At 67.1% G+C, this 16,781-nt stretch carries 12 protein-coding genes; 6 read left to right on the forward strand and 6 right to left on the reverse strand.

Translation table 11 applies throughout. The annotated features are described in order from the left end of the window. Nucleotides 1–798, forward strand: a 798-nt coding sequence (locus PMI14_RS01415) for a DMT family transporter (RefSeq protein ID WP_007848496.1), incomplete at its 5' end; no start/stop codon positions are given. On the opposite strand, the gene PMI14_RS01420 is transcribed toward PMI14_RS01415, so the two are convergent. Continuing rightward, entirely contained in the window at nt 785–1,387 is a 603-nt protein-coding gene (locus PMI14_RS01420; protein ID WP_157405875.1) for a DUF2199 domain-containing protein, read from the reverse strand. The two genes, PMI14_RS01415 and PMI14_RS01420, sit on opposite strands and share 14 nt — an antisense overlap. Before the next feature lie 98 nt (nt 1,388–1,485). On the opposite strand from PMI14_RS01420, the gene PMI14_RS01425 reads away from it, so the two are divergent. After that, a complete protein-coding gene (locus tag PMI14_RS01425; RefSeq protein WP_007848498.1) occupies nt 1,486–2,262 on the forward strand; it encodes a hypothetical protein in 777 nt (258 codons plus the stop codon). Nucleotides 2,263–2,275: 13 nt separating this feature from the next. On the opposite strand, the gene PMI14_RS01430 is transcribed toward PMI14_RS01425, so the two are convergent. The 5 genes from PMI14_RS01430 to aceE form a co-directional block, all read right to left on the reverse strand. Next, complete coding sequence (locus PMI14_RS01430; protein ID WP_007848499.1) at nt 2,276–2,788, reverse strand: DUF4274 domain-containing protein; 513 nt, start codon at nt 2,786–2,788, stop codon at nt 2,276–2,278. Between the two features lie 16 nt (nt 2,789–2,804). Next, complete coding sequence (locus PMI14_RS01435; protein WP_007848501.1) at nt 2,805–4,004, reverse strand: hypothetical protein; 1,200 nt, start codon at nt 4,002–4,004, stop codon at nt 2,805–2,807. Between the two features lie 247 nt (nt 4,005–4,251). Beyond that, nucleotides 4,252–6,084 (reverse strand): dihydrolipoyl dehydrogenase, encoded by a 1,833-nt coding sequence (gene lpdA / locus PMI14_RS01440; protein WP_007848503.1) that lies wholly within the window; start codon nt 6,082–6,084, stop codon nt 4,252–4,254. 15 nt (nt 6,085–6,099) lie between these two features. Then, complete coding sequence (aceF, locus tag PMI14_RS01445) at nt 6,100–7,770, reverse strand: dihydrolipoyllysine-residue acetyltransferase (RefSeq protein WP_007848505.1); 1,671 nt, start codon at nt 7,768–7,770, stop codon at nt 6,100–6,102. Between the two features lie 18 nt (nt 7,771–7,788). Then, nucleotides 7,789–10,506 (reverse strand): pyruvate dehydrogenase (acetyl-transferring), homodimeric type, encoded by a 2,718-nt coding sequence (gene aceE, locus PMI14_RS01450; RefSeq protein ID WP_007848506.1) that lies wholly within the window; start codon nt 10,504–10,506, stop codon nt 7,789–7,791. A gap of 239 nt (nt 10,507–10,745) precedes the next feature. Between aceE and PMI14_RS01455 the strand changes: the two genes are divergently transcribed. The 4 genes from PMI14_RS01455 to PMI14_RS01470 all read left to right on the forward strand — a co-directional run. Next, complete coding sequence (locus PMI14_RS01455) at nt 10,746–13,307, forward strand: PAS domain-containing sensor histidine kinase (protein WP_007848515.1); 2,562 nt, start codon at nt 10,746–10,748, stop codon at nt 13,305–13,307. After that, nucleotides 13,304–13,930: a response regulator transcription factor gene (locus PMI14_RS01460; protein ID WP_007848524.1), complete on the forward strand. Its 627-nt coding sequence runs from the start codon at nt 13,304–13,306 to the stop codon at nt 13,928–13,930. The genes PMI14_RS01455 and PMI14_RS01460 overlap by 4 nt, the downstream gene beginning before the upstream one ends. A 60-nt stretch (nt 13,931–13,990) precedes the next feature. Beyond that, complete coding sequence (folD, locus tag PMI14_RS01465) at nt 13,991–14,848, forward strand: bifunctional methylenetetrahydrofolate dehydrogenase/methenyltetrahydrofolate cyclohydrolase FolD (RefSeq protein WP_007848532.1); 858 nt, start codon at nt 13,991–13,993, stop codon at nt 14,846–14,848. Nucleotides 14,849–14,889: 41 nt separating this feature from the next. Beyond that, the coding region (locus PMI14_RS01470; RefSeq protein ID WP_007848536.1) for a M3 family metallopeptidase at nt 14,890–16,781 on the forward strand (1,892 nt) is incomplete at its 3' end.

The raw sequence follows: 16,781 nt of genomic DNA on the forward strand, positions 1-16,781 counted from the left end.
GGCTGGCGCGCCAGCCGCAGCCTGGCGCCGCTGACCCGGCGCGACTGGGCGCTGGTCACGGCCCTGGGCCTCTTGGGCTACTACGGCGCGAGCATCCTCGACTTCATCGGCCTGCAGTACATCACGGCCAGCCTGGAGCGGCTGATCCTGTTCCTGTACCCCACGCTCACCATCGTGATCGGCGTGCTCTTCATGGGCAAGCGCGCATCGCGGCGCGAGATCGGCTCGCTGCTGCTGTCCTATGCCGGCATCGGCCTGGCCTTTGCGCACGACCTGCACGTGGCCGGCGATACCCGGGCCGTGCTCATCGGCGCAGGCTTCGTCTTCGGCTCGGCCGTGTCGTACGCCTTCTACCAGGCGGGCAGCGAATCGGCCATCCGCACCCTGGGCGCGGCGCGCTTCACCGCACTGGCCATGCTGGTGTCCACCGTGGCCACGCTGGCGCATTTTGTGGCGACCCAGCCGGTCGCGGCGCTGGCGCAACCCGCGCCGGTGTACCTGCATGCACTGGGCATGGCGATCTTCTCCACCGTGCTGCCGGTGTTCATGACGTCTGCCGCTATCCGCCGCATCGGCGCCGCCCGCACCGCGCTGATCGGCAACCTGGGGCCCATGCTGACCATCTTCTTCGGCTGCTGGCTGCTCAACGAGCCGCTGTCCTGGTGGCAGATGGCCGGCGCGGGGCTGGTGCTGGCGGGGGTGCTGCTGATCAGCAAGCGCCCCGCGCCAGCGGCGGCCAGGGCCCTGCCCCCGTCCACCCCGCTGACGGGCAAGCCCAGCGTGGTCACCCAGCCTTGATCGAGGCGAACCAGGCCTTGATGGACTCGACGCGCTCAGGGCTTACGCCCCCGGCCTGGTCCTGCACCAGCGGATGCGGCCCGGCATCCAGCACAAAATTCGGCCGCAGCCCCTGCGGCTGGACATGCACCATCAGCGGCAGGCCGAGGGTCACCGGGTAGAACGGGATGTCGGTACCCAGCAGCGCCGCCAATGGCGCGTGCGCCTCCCGCCCCTCCTCGGCACGCAGTTCCTGGTAGGCCATGAACTGCTCCTCGCTAACTTCGGCCCAGGCGCCCCAGGCAAACTCGTCCGGGTGGCCATGGATGGAGAGCAGCACCGACCCGTACAGGTAGAAGCGCTCGTCGTCGATCACGCACATCTCGCCGTTGGACCAGACCCGCTCGGCCCACTCCGCGGGCGGCACCTTGTCCGTCAGTGTCGGCCGCGAGACCGGGATGGAAACCGACAGGCCGTCGTGCGCCAGCCCGCAGCAGGGGCAGATGCCGGGAGCCGGGGCGGTTGGCGTGTCGGCCTCTGGTGGGCGGCTGGTGTTCATGCGGTCGTGCCCGTGGATTCGGTCACCGGTTGTGGGGGATGGGAGGGGCATGCTACCTGACAGACCGACTGGTTGGGCCGCAGGCCTACACCGGCATCCAGGCACCCTGCCTATCATCAGTGCTCCCCCGCCCCACGCTGCCAGCTCTCATGCGCAACCTGCTTGACTTCAGCTCCTGGTCCACCCTGCTCACCACCCTGATGGGCCTGCTGGTGGCCACCCTGGTCATGGTGGGTACGCGCCTGGTGTTCATGCAGACCATCCAGAAGCGGCGCGAGCGCGAGAACCGGCAGATCAACGAACGCCTCAAGACCCTGATTGCCGCGTACAAGACGCTGGGTGGCTCATTCACCGGGCAGTTGCAGGTGCATCCCACGCACATGCGCGACCTGAGGCGCCACCAGGTGCATGACAGCGCCGTGCAGATGGCCATGGCTGGAGAAACGCCGCAAGCCGATGCCGCCGAAACTGGGGAGCCAGCCCTGCCTTCCCTCGCCCTCACCAGCACCGAACGCCAGCGCCGCGTGCGCGATGCGGTCGAGGCCGCGCTGTCCGACGTGATCCTGCTCGGCACCGAGGAACAGGTGGAACTGGCCGCCAAGGCCGCCCAGGACATGGTGGCCGGGCGCAGCATCGAGACTGCGCAACTGGTGGTGTCGCTGCGCCACTTCATTCGCTCGGCACTGGACCTGGAGCCCATCCCCAGCGCGGTGGCCATTCCCAACCAGGGCCCATTGCGCCCCAGCAGCGGCGGTGGAGGCGGTGCCGCCGGAAAGCGGGCAGCCGGCAGTACCGAGGGCGGTGGCGGGCGCAGCGCAGGTGGCAGTGGCGGTGGTGGGGCCGGCATGGGAGGCATGGCCATGGGCGCGGGACTGGGCTCGCACAGTGCAGACACCGAGGCGCCCGACGGTACGACGGCCCGCTGACCCGCCGGAAAGCTCAGCTGTCGCTGTCCTCGAACAGCGCGTAGATCGCCACTGCCACAGCCATCGGCAGCCCGTCGTCAAAGCCCTCCGGGTCCAGCTCAACGAACTCGCTGCCGTTCACCGGCTCCAGCATGATGGCGGGCACGGGCCGCACCACCGGCACTTTGGGGTAGTCGTCGGGCCGGCCGCCTTCGGAGGTGTGCGGGTCGAACCAGATATGGCCCGTGTTGTAGAAGCCCGCTGCGTAGCGCTCCTCGATCAGGCGCAATAGCAAGAAGGTCTCTGGGCTCAAGGCCTGTTCTGCCGAGGTGAACTGCACATGCCAGCCGGCGCCCAGGTACCAGTAGATGAGCAGCGCCGTACCCCGGTCCAGCGTGGGCTGGTCCACCAGCCACTGCAATGCCTGCAGATTGCCGTCGTAGTTGGAGCGCGCAGCAAAGACGTGCCAGGCGGCGGGAGAGGCATCGGCCAGGTAGGCCTGCACGATCGCCTGGACACGGTTTTCGATGTCGTTGTCGGAAGTCATGTCGGTAGGGTATGGATCAGGCGCCCAGTGCGGCAGGCCGCTCGACCAGGCTGTGGAGAATGGCGTCGAACAAGGCATTGCCATCGTTGCCGCTGACGGGCTTCCACTGCACGTGCTGCGTCACGCGCTGGCGGTGGCGCAGGGTTTCGACCCAGACATCGCGCAGCGGCGTCCTGCAGTGCAAGGCCAGTACCAGAAGGGCCATCTGCTCCTGCAGATAGAACAGGCCGTGCACGCCGCTCTCGCCGTCCTTGAGCACGCGGCTGACCTGGTCGACCGAAAGCAGCAGCTTGCCCAGGGCCGCCATGTCCTTGGGCGCGTCCTGCCAGAGGATGGCGCGCTCGGCGGCCCAGAAGGCCAGGGCCTTGGCAAACTCGGCCAGGTCGTGCGCGCTGCGCAGGTCGTTCTGGCCCAGGCGCGGGTTGCGGTGCCAGGGTATCTGCTGAAAATCGTTCAGGGTCCGCTCGTAGTCGGGGATGAAGGTCTTGATGCGGCCGCGCAGTTCGGGCCCGCCCAGTTCGTCCAGGCGCGCCAGCCAGGCCTCGCGCACGCCGGGCAGCCACCAGTTCACGGAGCAATGGATGTACTGCCGGTCATGCTCGGGCTGCACCTGTATGAAAAACGCCTGCACCGTAGGGCCATAACTGCGCTGCACGAGGCGCGCGCGTGAGTTCACCGGATGGGGGTGGACTTCGAAACCCAGGGGCGCGAGCCGCTCCATCAGTGCACCGCACAGCACGTCCAGGCTGTGCGGCACCCGCGCCGGGGCAAAGCTGCCGGGCGCGGCCTGCACCTTGGGCGGCTCCACGCGCAGGGCGCGTTCGGCAAAGGGCTCGACCGTGCCGTCCTCGTAGACCACCTGGCGGTCCAGCCGGTACAGCGCCCCGCCCTGCGGCTCGAACAGCTGCAGCCCGGCGTCGGCTGCCACATGGCCCAGGGTGGAGAGCACCGTGGCGTCCAGCGCCTGCAGGTGCAGGCCCAGGTTCAGCGGCCAGTGGTCCAGCGGCCCGAACGGCAGGCCCTCGGCCCAGATCAGGGGCTGCTCCACCCCGTTGGCACCAGCGGCCAGCGGGTAGTAGCACTGCACCTCGCGCAAGAACTGGTCGAACATGGCCACCACCCGGGGCGTGGCACGCTGGTCGCGCTGGCACGCGGCCAACGCGGTGGGCACGTCGGTGGCCGTGATGCGGTCGAAGATCTGGACGATGGTGCTCATGAAAGCGGCAGGCGCCCGAAAATGTAACGGGATCAGCGGATTGTGCGCAATGGCGCGCCGGGCGGCTACCGGAAAACCCCGCCTGCCCGGGACCCGGTGCACTCGCACAACGGTTGGCAGAGGGCCGGGTTATAGCCGCGCACGCCGATGCCCGGGTGGATCGGTACGTGGCCGGGCACAAAAAAGCCGCACGTGCCCGAAGGCATGCGCGGCTTTTTTGCTGGAGTGAAGCGGCCCGTCTGCCTACTTACTTCTTCTGCGGCGGCACGTCCGTGCAGCTGCCGTGCGCGATCTCCGCCGCCATGCCGATGCTCTCGCCCAGCGTGGGGTGGGGATGGATGGTCTTGCCGATGTCCACCGCGTCCGCGCCCATCTCGATGGCCAGCGCGATCTCGCCGATCATGTCGCCGGCGTGGGTGCCCACGATGCCGCCGCCCAGGATCTTGCCGTGGCCATGGGCCTCGGGGCTGTCGTCGAACAAAAGCTTGGTGTAGCCCTCGTCGCGGCCGTTGGCGATGGCGCGGCCCGAGGCCGTCCAGGGGAACAGGCCCTTCTTGACCTTGATGCCCTGGGCCTTGGCCTGGTCTTCGGTCAGGCCCACCCAGGCCACTTCGGGGTCGGTGTAGGCCACCGAGGGGATCACGCGGGCGTTGAAGGCGGCGCTGGCCAGTTCCTTGTTGCCCTGGATCTCGCCAGCGATGACTTCGGCCGCCACATGCGCTTCGTGCACCGCCTTGTGCGCCAGCATGGGCTGGCCCACGATGTCGCCGATGGCGAAGATGTGCGGCACATTGGTGCGCATCTGGATGTCGACGTTGATGAAGCCACGGTCGGTGACGGCCACCCCGGCCTTCTCGGCGGCGATCTTCTTGCCGTTGGGGGTGCGGCCCACGGCCTGCAGCACCAGGTCATAGACCTGGGGCGCCGGGGCGGTACCGCCCTCCTCCGCCGAAGCAAACGTCACCTCGATGCCTTCGGGCGTGGCCTTGGCCCCCACCGTCTTGGTCTTGAGCATGATGTTGTCGAAGCGCTTGGCGTTCATCTTCTGCCAGACCTTGACGAGGTCGCGGTCGGCGCCCTGCATCAGGCCGTCCAGCATTTCCACCACGTCCAGGCGCGCGCCCAGGGTGCTGTAGACGGTGCCCATTTCCAGGCCGATGATGCCGCCGCCCAGGATGAGCATGCGCTTGGGCACGGCCTTCAGGTCCAGGGCGCCGGTGGAGTCCACCACGCGCGGATCGTCGGGCATGAAGGGCAGGCGCACGGCCTGGCTGCCAGCGGCGATGATGGCGTTCTTGAAGGCGATGACCTTCTTGGTGCCCGTCTTCTCCTGGCCGGTGGCGCCGCTGGTCTCTTCCACCTCGAGGTGGTTGGCACCGACGAATTGGCCGAGGCCCCGCACGGTGGTGACCTTGCGCATCTTGGCCATGGCGGCCAGGCCGCCAGTCAGCTTGCCGATGACCTTTTCCTTGTGGCCGCGCAGCTTGTCGATGTCCAGCGTGGGTTCGCCGAAGCTCACGCCCAGGTCGGCCATGTGGCTGACTTCGTCCATCACGGCCGCCACGTGCAGCAGCGCCTTGGAGGGAATGCAGCCCACGTTCAGGCACACGCCGCCCAGGGTGGCATAGCGCTCGACCAGCACCACCTTGAGGCCCAGGTCGGCTGCGCGGAAGGCGGCGCTGTAGCCGCCGGGGCCGGCGCCGAGCACCAGCACGTCGCATTCGAGGTCGGCGCTGCCGCCGAAGCTCGATGCCTGGGGCGCGGGTGCAGCGGGGGTTGCCGCAGCGACCGGTGCGGCTGCCGCGGGCGCAGCCGCAGGTGCGGGAGCCGCGGCAGCTGCGTCCGCGGCCTCCAGCGTCAGCACCACGGCGCCTTGGGCGACCTTGTCACCGATCTTGACCTTGAGCTCCTTGACCACGCCAGCGTGGCTGGAGGGGATCTCCATGGAGGCCTTGTCGGACTCCACGGTGATCAGGCTCTGCTCGGCCTTGATGGTGTCGCCGGGCTTGACCAGCACTTCGATGACGCCGACTTCGTCGAAGTCGCCGATGTCCGGAACCTTGATATCAATGATTGCCATACCAGGGTCTCCTCGTTACAGCAGGATGCGGCGGTAATCCGCCAGCACCTGGCCCAGATAGGCGTTGAAGCGCGCAGCGCTGGCACCGTCGATCACGCGGTGGTCGTACGACAGCGACAGCGGCAGCACCAGGCGCGGCACGAACTGCTTGCCGTCCCACACGGGCTTGGTCTGGCCCTTGGACAGGCCCAGGATGGCCACTTCGGGCGCATTGATGATGGGCGTGAAGTGCGTGCCGCCGATGCCGCCCAGCGAGCTGATCGACATGCAGCCGCCCTGCATGTCGGCCGAGCCGAGCTTGCCGTCGCGGGCCTTCTTGGCCAGCTCACCCATTTCATTGCTGATCTGGATGATGCCCTTCTTGTCGGCGTCCTTGAGCACAGGCACCACCAGGCCATTGGGCGTGTCCGCCGCGAAGCCGATGTTGTAGTACTGCTTGTAGACCAGGGTGTCGCCGTCCAGGCTGGTGTTGAACTCCGGGAACTTCTTGAGCGCAGCCACCACGGCCTTGATCACGAAGGCCAGCATGGTCACCTTGACGCCGCTCTTCTCGTTCTCCTTGTTGGTGGAGACGCGGAAGGCTTCGAGCTCGGTGATGTCGGCCTCGTCGTTGTTGGTGACGTGGGGGATCATCACCCAGTTGCGGTGCAGGTTGGCGCCGCTGATCTTCTTGATGCGCGACAGGTCCTTGCGCTCGACGGTGCCGAACTTGCTGAAGTCGACCTTGGGCCAGGGCAGCAGGTCCAGGCCTGCGCCGCCACCACCACCTGCAGGAGCCTTGGCCGCCTGGGCCTTGGTCTGCGTGGCGCCGCTCATGACCTGCTTGGTGAAGGCCTGCACGTCGTCCTGGCTGATGCGGCCCTTGGTGCCGGTGCCCTTGACTTCTTCGAGCGGCACACCCAGTTCGCGGGCGAACTTGCGCACCGAGGGCGATGCATGGGGCAGGCCCGTGACGGGGCCGCCGGGCTGGTGGGCGGGCACGGCAGCCGCTGCGGGAGCGGGCGCTGCCGCAGCAGCCTGGGCAGGGGCCGGCGCTGCCTGGGCTGCAGGCGCAGCAGCAGGAGCCGTTGCAGGTGCCGGCGCGGAAGCCGCAGGCGCGGCTGCGCCTTCGAGAATCGCCACCAGGTCACCGATGTTCACGGTGTCGCCGATCTTGACCTTGAGTTCCTTGACCACGCCTGCGGTAGGCGAAGGGATCTCCATGGAGGCCTTGTCGGACTCCACGGTAAACAGGGACTGCTCGACCTTGATGGTGTCACCCACCTTGACCAGCATCTCGATGACGGCCACGTCCTTGAAGTCGCCGATGTCGGGCACGCGCACTTCCACCGGGCCAGATGCAGCGGCTGGCGCGGCAACGGGTGCCGGCGATGGTGCTGCGGCCTGAGGCGCAGCGGCAGCGGGTGCAGGAGCAGCTGCCGCCGGTGCTGCTGCGGGAGCAGCCGCGTCGGCTGCTTCCAGCACGACGATGACGGACCCCTGCTTGACCTTGTCGCCCACGGCGATCTTGATCTCCTTGACCACGCCTGCGTGGCTCGAGGGGATCTCCATCGACGCCTTGTCGGATTCCACCGTGATCAGCGACTGCTCGGCCTTGACCGTGTCGCCGGGCTTGACCAGCAGCTCGATCACGCCGACTTCGTCGAAGTCACCGATGTCCGGAACCTGAATGTCTACCAATGCCATTGTTGTCTCCGGTGCGATTTATGCGTAGAGCGGGTTGACCTTGTCGGCCTGGATGTTGTACTTGGCGATGGCCTCGGCCACCTTGGCCGCAGGCACCTTGCCTTCTTCGGACAGCGCCTTGAGGGCCGCCACGACAATGTAGTGGCGGTTGATCTCGAAGTGCTCGCGCAGCTTGCTGCGGAAGTCGCTGCGGCCGAAGCCGTCGGTGCCCAGCACCTTGTAGGTGCGGCCGGCCGGGATGAACGAGCGGATCTGGTCCGCGTAGTTCTTCATGTAGTCGGTGGAGGCGACCACGGGGCCCGTGGTCTTGCCCAGCTGCTCTGCGACGAACGAGACGCGTGGCGTTTCGGTCGGGTGCAGCAGGTTCCAGCGCTCCACGTCCTGGCCATCGCGGGCCAGTTCGTTGAAGCTCGGGCAGCTCCAGATGCTGGCGGCCACGCCCCAGTCCTTTTCCAGCAGCTCCTGGGCGAAGAAGGATTCGCGCAGGATGGTGCCGCTGCCCAGCAGTTGCACCGTGGGCGCATCGGCGGCCAGGGCGGGTGCCTGCTTGCACAGGTACATGCCCTTGAGGATCTGCTCTTCGGTGCCGGGCTGCAGGCCGGGCATGGGGTAGTTCTCGTTGAGCAGCGTGATGTAGTAGAAGACGTTTTCCTGGCGCTCGACCATGCGCTTCAAGCCATGGTGCATGATCACGCCGACTTCGTGAGCGAAGGTCGGGTCGTAGCTCACGCAGTTGGGGATGGTGCCGGCCAGGATGTGGCTGTGGCCGTCTTCGTGCTGCAGGCCTTCGCCGTTGAGCGTGGTGCGGCCCGAGGTGCCACCCAGCAGGAAGCCGCGGGCCTGCATGTCGCCCGCCGCCCAGGCCAGGTCGCCGATGCGCTGGAAGCCGAACATCGAGTAGTACACGTAGAACGGGATCATGATCCGGTTGTTCGTGCTGTAGCTGGTGGCGGCAGCGATCCAGCTGGCCATGCCGCCGGCTTCGTTGATGCCTTCCTGCAGGATCTGGCCGGCCTTGTCTTCACGGTAGTACATCACCTGGTCGCGGTCGACCGGGGTGTACAGCTGGCCCTTGGGGTTGTAGATGCCGATCTGGCGGAACAGGCCTTCCATGCCGAAGGTACGTGCCTCGTCCACCAGGATGGGCACGACGCGCGGGCCCAGGGCCTGGTCGCGCAGCAGCTGCGTGATGAAGCGCACGTAGGCCTGGGTGGTGGAGATCTCGCGGCCTTCGGCCGTGGGTTCGAGCACGGCCTTGAAGGTATCGAGCGAGGGTACGGTGAAGCTCTCTTCGGCCTTGGGCAGGCGCTTGGGCAGGTAGCCGCCCAGGGCCTTGCGGCGCTCTTGCAGGTACTGCATTTCCGGCGTGTCGTCGGCCGGCTTGTAGTACGGGATGTCGGCCAGCTGGCTGTCCGGGATCGGGATGCTGAAGCGGTCGCGGATGTACTTGATGTCCTCGTCCGAGAGCTTCTTGGTCTGGTGCACGGTGTTCTTGCCTTCACCGGCCTTGCCCATGCCATAGCCCTTGACGGTCTTGACCAGCAGCACGGTGGGCTGGTTCTTGTGCGCGTTGGCGGCGTGGAAGGCGGCATACACCTTGGCGGGCTCGTGGCCACCGCGGCGCAGCTCGAAGATCTCGTCGTCGGTCATGTGCTCGACGAGCTTGAGCGTCTCGGGGTAGCGGCCGAAGAAGTTCTTGCGCACGAAGGCACCGTCGTTGGCCTTCATGGCCTGGTAGTCGCCGTCCAGCGTCTCCATCATCAGCTGCTTGAGTTTGCCGGTCTTGTCGCGCGCCAGCAGGGTGTCCCAGCCATTGCCCCACAGGAGCTTGATGACGTTCCAGCCGCTGCCGCGGAACTCGCTTTCGAGCTCCTGCACGATCTTGCCGTTGCCGCGCACCGGGCCGTCCAGGCGCTGCAGGTTGCAGTTGATCACGAAGACCAGGTTGTCGAGGTTTTCGCGCGCGGCCAGGCCGATGGCGCCCAGCGATTCGGGTTCGTCCATCTCGCCGTCACCGCAGAACACCCAGACCTTGCGGTTTTCGGTGTTGGCGATGCCCCGGGCGTGCAGGTACTTGAGGAAGCGTGCCTGGTAGATGGCCATCAGCGGGCCCAGGCCCATGGACACCGTGGGGAACTGCCAGAACTCGGGCATCAGCTTGGGGTGCGGGTAGCTCGAGAGGCCTTTGCCGTCCACTTCCTGGCGGAAGCTGTCGAGCTGCTCTTCGGTCAGCCGGCCTTCGAGGTAGGCGCGGGCGTAGATGCCGGGCGAGCTGTGGCCCTGGATGTACAGCAGGTCGCCGCCGTGGTCTTCGCTGGCGGCATGCCAGAAGTGGTTGAAGCCGGCGCCGAACATGCTGGCCACCGATGCGAACGAGCCGATGTGACCGCCCAGGTCGCCGCCGTCGGCGGGGTTCAGGCGGTTGGCGCGCACCACCATGGCCATGGCGTTCCAGCGCATGTAGGCGCGCAGGCGCTTTTCAATCGCGATGTTGCCGGGACAGTGGGCTTCCTGGTCGGCTTCGATGGTGTTCACGTAGCCGGTGTTGGCCGAGAACGGCATGTCGATGCTGCTCTGGCGCGCGTGCTCCAGCAGTTGTTCCAGCAGGAAGTGGGCGCGCTCGGGGCCCTCCTTGTCGATCACGGCGGACAGCGCATCCATCCATTCACGGGTTTCCTGCTGATCGACGTCGGTACCGAGGCCGAAAGCGGCCTGAGGGTCGGGCTGAGCTGACATGCTTTGTCTCCTATGGGTGTGGCAGCAATTTAGAACACTGCCCCTAGTTTCTCACAACTTTTCGCCAATTTCAAATGGTGCCCATCGATATCGCATTATGAGATTTTGCTGCAACTGCACAAGAACGAGCGTTCGCAAAAGGCCTACGCCAGCCTGACAAGCCGCCGCAAAAGGGATCGTGGACAGGTTTGTCCCCGCTGTCCGTAACCAGGTGTGCACCTCCTCTACACTTGAGGGACATGCATCCCACCGACCCAGCGCCCTCCCCCACGGTCTCCCCCATCGCGGCACCTGCGCGCTGGTGGCGCAAGTGGTGGCGCAGCCTCTCGCCCACCCGGCAGGACCGGTTCGCCGCGCTCGCGCCCCTGGCGGCGGTGCTGATGTTCCTGGCGGCGATCGTGGCGGCCTTCTGGTACCTGCGCGCCGAAGAGGCCGAGCGCGAGCAGGAAGCCCTGCGCCGCGATGTGGAATATGCCCAGCAGCGCGTGCGCCTGCGCCTGCTGGAGCGGCAGGAGCAGCTCATGCGCATTGCGCGCGACCTGTCCAACCAGGAGCTGGAGCGCTCCGAGTTCGTGAGCCGGGCCGAGACGCTGATCAGCCAGTACCCCGAGCTGCAGGCCATCACCTGGATCGACGAGCGCCGCCGCATCCGTGCCAGCCATGCCGCGCCCACGCTGGCCAGCAGCGAGCTGCGCATTGCCGGCGAGGTGCTCAAAGCCGGCGACACGGCCGACACCTACGGCCTGGCGCGCGACCTGCAGCAGCCCGTCTACGCCCAGCCACCGGCCGCCCAGGGTGATGTGACGCCGCTGCTGCAGCTGCAGGTGCCGCTGAACAACCAGGGCAAGTTCAGCGGAGTGGTGCTGGGCGAGTACTCCATCGACAGCCTGCTGCGCTATGGCACGCCGACCGAGGTGCTGGCACGCTATGCCGTGACCATGCTCGATGGCAAGAGCCAGGTGCTGGCGGGTACGCCCCTGGGCCCGCGCAACCCGGCCACGCAGTTCCTGCCCTGGAGCCCGCGCGCCAACGAGTACGAGGTGCCCGTCTCCCCCGTGGGCAACGGCCTGGTGCTGCGCGCCCAGGCCTACCGCACCTCGCTGGGCGTGGTGGGCAGCGGCCTGTTCTGGCTGGTGGGCACGCTGTCGGCCATGACGGCCTGGATGCTGATCGCCACCTGGCGCCACACGCGCCGGCGCATGCAGGCCCAGCAGGCCCTGGTGGCCGAGACCAATTTCCGCCGCGCGATGGAGAACTCTATCCTCACCGGCATGCGCGCCCTGGACATGGAAGGCCGCATCACCTACGTGAATGCCGCGTTTTGCCAGATGACGGGCTGGAGCGAGGCCGAGCTGGTGGGCCTGAAGGCACCCTTCCCCTACTGGCCCGACTCGGACCACGAGGCGCTGCACGCCAAGCTGCGCGATGAACTCAGCGGCAAGACCATCGTCGGTGGCTTCCAGGTGCGGGTGCGGCGCAAGAGCGGCACGCTGTTCGATGCGCGGCTGTACGTGTCGCCGCTGATCGATGCCCACGGCCACCAGACGGGCTGGATGACGTCGATGACCGACATCACCGAGCCCAACCGGGTGCGCGAGCAGCTGTCGGCATCGCACGAGCGCTTCACCATCGTGCTCGAATCGCTCGATGCCTCGGTGTCCGTGGCGCCGCTGGGCAGCGAGGAGCTGCTGTTTGCCAACAAGCTGTACCGCCAGTGGTTCGGCTCGCAGACCGGCGGCCACCTGCAACTGGTGGCCCAGGCCGGCGTGGTGCCCGTGGCGAGCAGCACGTCGACGGGGGTGGACGACGAGGACGGGCTGATGGGCCTGCCCACCGATACGCTGACCAGCGCCCGCACCGAAAACGCCGAGATCTACCTGCCCGACCTGGGCAAGTGGCTGGAAGTGCGCTCACGCTACCTGAACTGGGTGGACGGCCGCCTGGCACAGATGGTGATCGCCACCGACATCACGCCGCGCCGCCAGGCCGAAGAGCAGGCCTCGCGCCAGGCCGAACGCGCCCAGTCGGTGAGCCGGCTGATCACCATGGGCGAGATGGCATCCAGCGTGGCGCACGAGCTCAACCAGCCGCTCACCGCCATCAACAACTACTGCAGCGGCATGGTCTCGCGCATCCAGAGCGGGCAGCTGACCGAGGAGGCCCTGCTCACGGCCCTGCAGAAGACGGCCCACCAGGCGCAGCGCGCCGGGCAGATCATCCAGCGCATCCGCTCCTTCGTGAAGAAGAGCGAGCCCAACCGTGCCCTGGCCGACGTGCACTCCATGGTGACCGAGGCCGTGGAGCTGGCCGACATCGAGCTGCGCCGCCACCATGTGCGCCTCACGCTGTACATCGCCGCGCGCCTGCCGCCCGTGATGGCCGACACCATCCTGATCGAGCAGGTGCTGGTGAACCTGATGAAGAACGGCGCCGAGGCCATCCAGCAGGCCAACCGCCCCACCGCCGGCCGCAGCGTGGAGCTGCGCGTGGTCCCTAAGACCATCGAGGACCGCGGCGTGGTCGAGTTTTCGGTGCTGGACACCGGCAAGGGCCTGGCGCCCGAGGTGCTGGAGCGGCTGTTCGAAGCCTTCTTCTCCACCAAGCAGGAAGGCATGGGCATGGGCCTCAATCTGTGCCGCAGCATCGTCGAGTCGCACCAGGGCCGGATGCATGCAGAGAACATCTACAATGGTTCCGAGGTCACGGGCTGCAGGTTCTCCTTCTGGTTGCCGCTTGCCAAGCCTGCCGATGACACTACAAATTCTGTAGCAAACGCACATACTCCAAGGACAATTGCATGAGCTTGATTCCGAAAAAAGGCACCGTATACGTCGTGGACGACGACGAAGCCGTCCGAGACTCCCTGCAGTGGCTGCTGGAAGGCAAGGACTACCGGGTGCGCTGCTTTGATTCGGCCGAGACCTTTCTGTCGCGCTACGACCCGCGCGAAGTGGCCTGCCTGATCGTGGACATCCGCATGGGCGGCATGACCGGGCTGGAGCTGCAGGACCGCCTGATCGAGCGCAAGTCGCCCCTGCCCATCGTGTTCATCACCGGCCACGGCGACGTGCCCATGGCCGTGAACACCATGAAGAAGGGTGCGCTCGACTTCATCCAGAAGCCTTTTGACGAAGAAGAGCTGGTCGGCCTGGTCGAGCGCATGCTGGACCATGCCCGCGAGGCCTTCGCCGGCTACCAGCAGGCCGCCAGCCGCGATGCCCTGCTCTCCAAGCTCACCAGCCGCGAGGCGCAGGTGCTCGAGCGCATCGTCGCCGGTCGCCTGAACAAGCAGATCGCCGACGACCTCGGGATCAGCATCAAGACGGTGGAGGCGCACCGCGCCAACATCATGGAAAAGCTCAATGCCAATACCGTGGCCGATCTGCTGAAAATCGCCCTCGGCCAGAATGCCCCCAAGGGCTGAGCCCACACCAGTCACCCACCAGGGCGCCCCCCGGCGCCCTTTTCGATCCGTATTCCAGCCATGACAGCCCAACTCATCGACGGCACCGCCCTCTCCCGCCAACTGCGCAGCGAAGTCGCCCAGCGCGCCGCCGCCCTCACCGCGCGCGGCCACCAGCCCGGCCTGGCCGTGATACTGGTGGGTGAAGACCCGGCCTCCGCCGTCTATGTGCGCAACAAGGTCAAGGCCTGCGAGGACAGCGGCGTGCGCTCGGTCTTCGAGAAGTACGAGGCCACTCTGAGCGAGGCCGACCTGCTGGCCCGCATCGCCGCGCTGAACGCCGACCCGACGGTGCACGGCATCCTGGTGCAGATGCCCCTGCCCAAACACATCGATCCGCACAAGGTGATCGAGGCCATTTCCACCGCCAAGGACGTGGATGGCTACTCGGTGCTGTCGGCCGGCGAGCTGATGGCCGGGCTGGAGGGCTTTCGCCCCTGCACGCCCTACGGCAGCATGAAGCTGATCGAGTCCACCGGCCAGTCGCTCAAGGGCAAGCATGCCGTGGTGATCGGGCGCAGCAACACCGTGGGCAAGCCCATGGCCCTCTTGCTGCTGCAGGCCAATGCCACCGTGACCGTGACGCACAGCGGCACGCCCGACCTGGGCTACCACACGCGCCAGGCCGACGTGGTGGTGGCGGCCGTGGGCCGCGCCAACACGCTCACGGCCGACATGGTCAAGCCCGGTGCCATCGTGATCGACGTGGGCATCAACCGCAACGCCGAAGGCAAGCTCTGCGGCGACGTGGACTTCGAGGGCGTCAAGGAAGTGGCCGGCTGGATCACCCCCGTCCCTGGCGGGGTTGGCCCGATGACCATTACCATGCTGCTGGTGAACACCATCGAGGCCGCCGAGCGCACCGCGGCAGCCCGGTGAAAAATCCTTGAACCTACGCCCCGAGGCGCCATCTACACCGCATGAGCAACGCCCTTCTCGAATTCTCCGGCCTTCCCCAGTTTGACCGCATCACCCCCGAGGACGTCGCGCCTGCGGTCGATGTGCTCCTTGAGCGTGCCAACGTGGCGCTGGAAAAGGTGACCGCCCCCGACTTTCCCGCCCGCTGGGACGCCATTGCCCAGGTGCTGGACGTGGCCACCGAGCAACTGGGCACAGCCTGGGGCGCGGTGAGCCACCTCAACAGCGTGGCCGACACACCCGAGCTGCGCGCCGCCTATAACGCCGCCCTGCCCCGCGTGACCGAGTTCTGGACCCGCCTGGGCGCCGACGAGCGCCTGTACGCCAAGTACAAGGCCATCGACCCCGCCGCCCTCACCGGCGAGCAGCACCAGGCGCACAAGAATGCCGTGCGCAACTTCGTGCTCAGCGGTGCCGAGCTGGTGGGCGCCGCCAAGGAGCGCTTCGCTGAAATCCAGGAGCGCCAGGCCGAGCTGAGCCAGAAGTTCAGCGAAAACGCCCTGGACGCGACCGATGCCTTCGCTTACTACGCCACCGAAGCCGAGGTCGATGGCGTGCCGGCCGACGTGCTGCAGGCCGCGCGCGATGCCGCCCAAGCCGATGGCAAGGATGGCTACAAGCTCACGCTGAAGATGCCGTGCTACCTGCCGGTGATGCAGTTCGCCCACCACAGCGCCCTGCGCGAGAAGATCTACCGCGCCTACGTGACCCGCGCCTCGGACCAGGCCGAGGGCGACGCCCGCAAGTACGACAACACGGCGCTGATCAGCGAGATCCTGGCCCTGCGCAAGGAAGAGGCACAGCTGCTGGGCTACGCCAACTTTGGCGAGGTCTCGGTGGTGGCCAAGATGGCCGAATCGCCTGCCGAAGTGGTCAGCTTCCTGCGCGACCTGGCGCACCGTGCCCGGCCCTACGCCGAGAAGGACGTGGCCGACCTGCGCGCCTTTGCCTCGACCAGCCTCGGCCTGGCCAACCCCCAGGCCTGGGACTGGCCCTATGTGGCCGAAAAGCTCAAGGAGGCGCGCTACGCCTTCAGCGAGCAGGAGGTCAAGCAGTACTTCACGGCGCCCAAGGTGCTCGCCGGCCTGTTCAAGATCATCGAGACGCTGTTCGAGGTGGCCATCCGCCGCGACAGCGCCCCGGTGTGGAACCCGGCCGTGGAGTTCTACCGCATCGAGCGCGGCAACACACTGGTCGGCCAGTTCTACCTGGACCAGCCAGCGCGCACCGGCAAGCGTGGCGGTGCCTGGATGGACGACGTGCGCACGCGCTGGCTGCGCCCCGACACCGGCGTGCTGCAGACCCCTGTGGCGCACCTGGTGTGCAATTTCGCCAGTGGCGTGGACGGCAAGCCGCCACTGCTCACGCACGACGACGTGATCACCCTGTTCCACGAATTCGGCCACGGCCTGCACCACATGCTGACCCAGGTGAACGAGCGCGACGTCTCGGGCATCGGCGGCGTGGAGTGGGATGCGGTGGAGCTGCCCAGCCAGTTCATGGAGAACTTCTGCTGGGAGTGGGACGTGCTCAAGCACATGACGGCCCATGTGGACTCGGGCGAGCCGCTGCCGCGCGCGCTCTTCGACAAGATGATCGCGGCCAAGAACTTCCAGAGCGGCATGCAGACGCTGCGCCAGATCGAGTTCTCGCTGTTCGACATGCTGCTGCACACCGAGCACGACCCGGCCCGGGACATCATGCCCCTGCTGGCCCAGGTGCGTGCCGAGGTGGCGGTACTGCAGCCACCGGCTTTCAGCCGCACGGCGCACACCTTCAGCCACATCTTCGCGGGCGGTTATGCTGCGGGCTACTACAGCTACAAGTGGGCCGAGGTGCTGAGCGCCGACGCCTATGCCGCTTTTGAAGAAACGGTGGGCAGCGATGGCCAGCC

The organism is Acidovorax sp. CF316 (assembly GCF_000276605.1).
Classification (GTDB): domain Bacteria; phylum Pseudomonadota; class Gammaproteobacteria; order Burkholderiales; family Burkholderiaceae_C; genus Acidovorax.